The following is a 3603-nucleotide window of genomic DNA, read 5'->3' as shown; positions in this document are numbered from 1 at the left end:
GCAACAACCCCACCGGCAGCTCCACAGCCGTGTCGTTCCACTCCCCCACCACCCGGCGCCACTCGGACTCACCCATGACATCGACGCCACGAAGCGGCACATCGACGTCAGCAGCAAGCGCCTCAAGGACCCGCACCCAGCCCGCAGCCATCCGCTCCACCGACCCGGCATCGAAGAGATCCGCCGCACCGATCAACTCCCCCCGCAGCCCGGCCCCACGACCCCCCTCGTCGAACACCTCCCCGATGAACACATCCAGATCGAACTTGGCCGCAACCTGCCGCTCCGCAAGGCCGTCAGGCACGCCGCCCGCCTGCACGCCCTGCAGGTCCAGCGAACTGCCGCCCGGGTTCTGCATGATGAGCAGCACCTGGTGCAGGGGGTTGCGCGCGAGTGATCGGGCCGGTGCGAGTTCCTCCACCAGCCGCTCGAACGGCACGTCCTGATGTGCGAAGGCGGCCAGGTTCGTCTCCCGCACCCGCGCCAGCAACTGTCCGAAGGTCGGATCGCCTGACAGGTCGGTCCGAATCACAAGAGTGTTGATGAAGAACCCGACGAGATCGTCCAGCGCCTCATCGGTCCGCCCCGCCGTGGATACTCCGATCGGGATGTCGGTGCCCGCTCCCAGCCGTGACAGCAACACCGCCAACGCCGCCTGCAACACCATGTACAGCGTGACACCCTGCTCCCGCGCCACCTCCACCAGCCGCCGATGCAACCCGGCCGACACCTCCAACGGCACCCCCACCCCCCGATGACTGGCCACCGCAGGACGCAGCCGGTCGAACGGCAACACCAACTCCTCCGGCGCCCCCTCCAACGCCCCCCGCCAATACGCCACCTGCCCGGCCAGCACACTGCCCGGATCATCCCCATCCCCCAGCAACTGCCGCTGCCACAACGCATAGTCGGCGTACTGCACCGCCAACGCATCCCACTCCGGCGCGCGGCCCTCCCGACGCGACCCATACGCCACCGACAGATCCCGCGCCAGCGGGCCGCCCGACCAGCCGTCCCAGGCGATGTGATGCACCACCAGCACCAGCACATGCTCTTGGGGGCCGGTGGTGAACAGCCATGCCTTGACGGGCACTTCGGTCGCAAGGTCGAAGGGGCACGCGGTCGCCGCGGCGACTGCACCCGCCAGTTCGCTCCCAGCGAGCTGGACCACCTCCATCTGCCATGTCAGCTCACCGAGATCGAGGATCTGCTGGTACGGCTCTCCTTCGTCCAGCGCGATCAGGGTGCGCAGCACCTCATGGCGGCCCAGCACGTCCCGAAGGGCTGCGCGCAACGCCGGCCGGTCGACGCCGCCGGTGAGACCCATGACGATGGAACTGTTGTACGTCGCACTGGGACCCTCCAACTGCCCGACGAACCACAGCCGTTGCTGCGCATACGACAACGGCACCCGCTCCGGCCGCTCCCGCACCACCAACGCCGACCGCGCCCCACCTGCCTCCGTCAGCCGCAGGGCCAACTCCGCCGGCGTCGATGCCTCGAACAGCGTCCGCAGCGGCAGCTCCACGCCCAGAACGGTGCGGATACGGCTGACCAGCCGCATCGCGAGGAGGGAGTGGCCGCCGAGGCGGAAGAAGTCGTCGTCCACCCCGAAGGCCTCCACCCCCAGGACGTGGGCGAAGGCACCGCAGAGCAACTCCTCCTGCACCGTGGCCGGTTCGCGGCCGGGACCAGCGGTGAGGAGGTCGGGTGCGGGCAAGGCTTTGCGGTCGAGCTTCCCGTTCACGGTCACCGGCAGCTCGTCCAGCACCACCACCGCCGACGGCACCATGTACTCCGGCAACCGCTCGGCCGCGAACCGCCGTACCGCAGGCTCCAGCCCCGATGCTCCGGTCTCCGGTACCACGTAGGCGACCAAGGACATCTCACCCGGGCTGTCTTCCCGCACCACCAAGGCCGCTTGCGCGACCTGCGGGTGCGCGGCGATGACTACCTGCACTTCGCCCGGCTCGATGCGGAAGCCCCGGATCTTCACCTGGTCGTCCACCCGCCCCAGATACTCCACCTGCCCGGCCGCGCTCCACCTGGCCACATCCCCGGTGCGATACAGCCGTTCGCCCACCTCGAACGGCGACGCCACAAACCGCTCCGCCGTCAGGCCCGGACGGCCCACATATCCCCGCGCCAACTGCACTCCGGCCAGATACAGCTCACCGGCCACACCAGCCGGCACCGGCCGCAGACGCGGATCCAGGACGTACACCCGGGTGTTGGCTACCGGCACACCGATCGGCACCACCCCACCCGGCTGACCCGGCACGCACCGCCACCCGGTGACCTCGATGGAGGCCTCGGTGGGCCCGTACAAGTTGTGCAGTTCGACTTCCGGACCGAAGACCTCGAAGAACCGCTCCTGCACCGCCACGCCCAGCGCCTCGCCCGAACACACCACCCGCCGCAACGACCCACACCGCGCCGCCGTCGGCTCCGCCACGAACGCCTCCAGCATCGACGGCACAAAATGCACCGTCGACACCCGATGCGACTCGATCAGTTCCGCCAGATACTCCGGATCCCGATGCCCACCCGGCCGCGCCACCACCAACGTCGCGCCCTGCACCAACGGCCAGAACAACTCCCACACCGACACATCGAAACCGAACGGCGTCTTGTGCAACACCCGCTCACCGACCGCCAACCCGAACCGCTCCTGCCCCCAGCCCAACCGGTTCACGATTCCGGCATGCGACGTCACCACACCCTTCGGTCGGCCCGTCGACCCGGAGGTGAAGATGAGGTACGCCGGAGACTCCGCCGACACCTCCACCCCCGGCGACATCCCCGGCACGTCCTGCAGCCCCGGGTCATCCACCCACACCTGCGCCAGGCCGTCCGGCAGCACACGGGCCAGCCCATTCGCCGTGACCGCGCACACCGCCTCCGCATCCGCGACCATCACCGCCATCCGCTCCACCGGCAGCTCAGGGTCCAACGGCATATACGCCCCACCCGCCTTGAGCACCGCGAGCAGCGCCACCACCAAGTCCGCCGAACGCTCCAGGCACACCCCCACGACCGACTCCGGCCCCACACCCGCAGCCATCAAGCGACGCGCCAGCCGATTCGCCCGGACATCGAGCTGCGCGTACGTCAGTTCGTCCCCGTCACACACCACCGCCGCCGCATCCGGGGTCCGCGCCACCTGCGCCTCGAACAACCCATGCAACAACCCCACCGGCAGCTCGGCCGCCGTGTCGTTCCACTCCTCCACCACTCGGCGCCGCTCGGACTCACCCATGACGTCGACGGCATGAAGCGGCACATCGGAGTCGGTGTCCAGCGCCTCGCCCAATGCCGCCGCCAGGTTCTCAACCGCCGTGTGCAGCAGTTCGCACACTGCTTCCGAATCGGCCGGGGCCAGCGCATCGACCGTGAGCCAGATCCCCTCACCCACGTCATCGATCGACACCGTCAGCGGGTAGTTGGTGCGCTCCTCCATGAACAGCGCCTTGATGTCGTCCACCGGCATCTCGGTCGCACTGCCTTGGGGCTCGCTCCCCTCAGGACTTGAACTGGTGCTGTGCCGATAGTTGAAGAGGGAGGTGAACAGCGGCGTATTGGCCGGCACCCCACTCACCTGCT

General features: G+C 68.9%; 1 protein-coding gene. It reads right to left on the bottom strand.

Annotation, left to right across the window (positions count from 1 at the left end):
* A partial coding sequence (locus ACFVYN_RS41135; protein ID WP_390007992.1) for an amino acid adenylation domain-containing protein occupies positions 1-3589 on the bottom strand: 3589 nt, incomplete at its 3' end.
* Positions 3590-3603: the final 14 nt, after the last annotated feature.

It is taken from the genome of Streptomyces sp. NPDC058307, assembly GCF_042880295.1.
Classification (GTDB): Bacteria; Actinomycetota; Actinomycetes; order Streptomycetales; family Streptomycetaceae; genus Streptomyces.
This window is presented reverse-complemented; position numbering and strand designations above follow the sequence as displayed.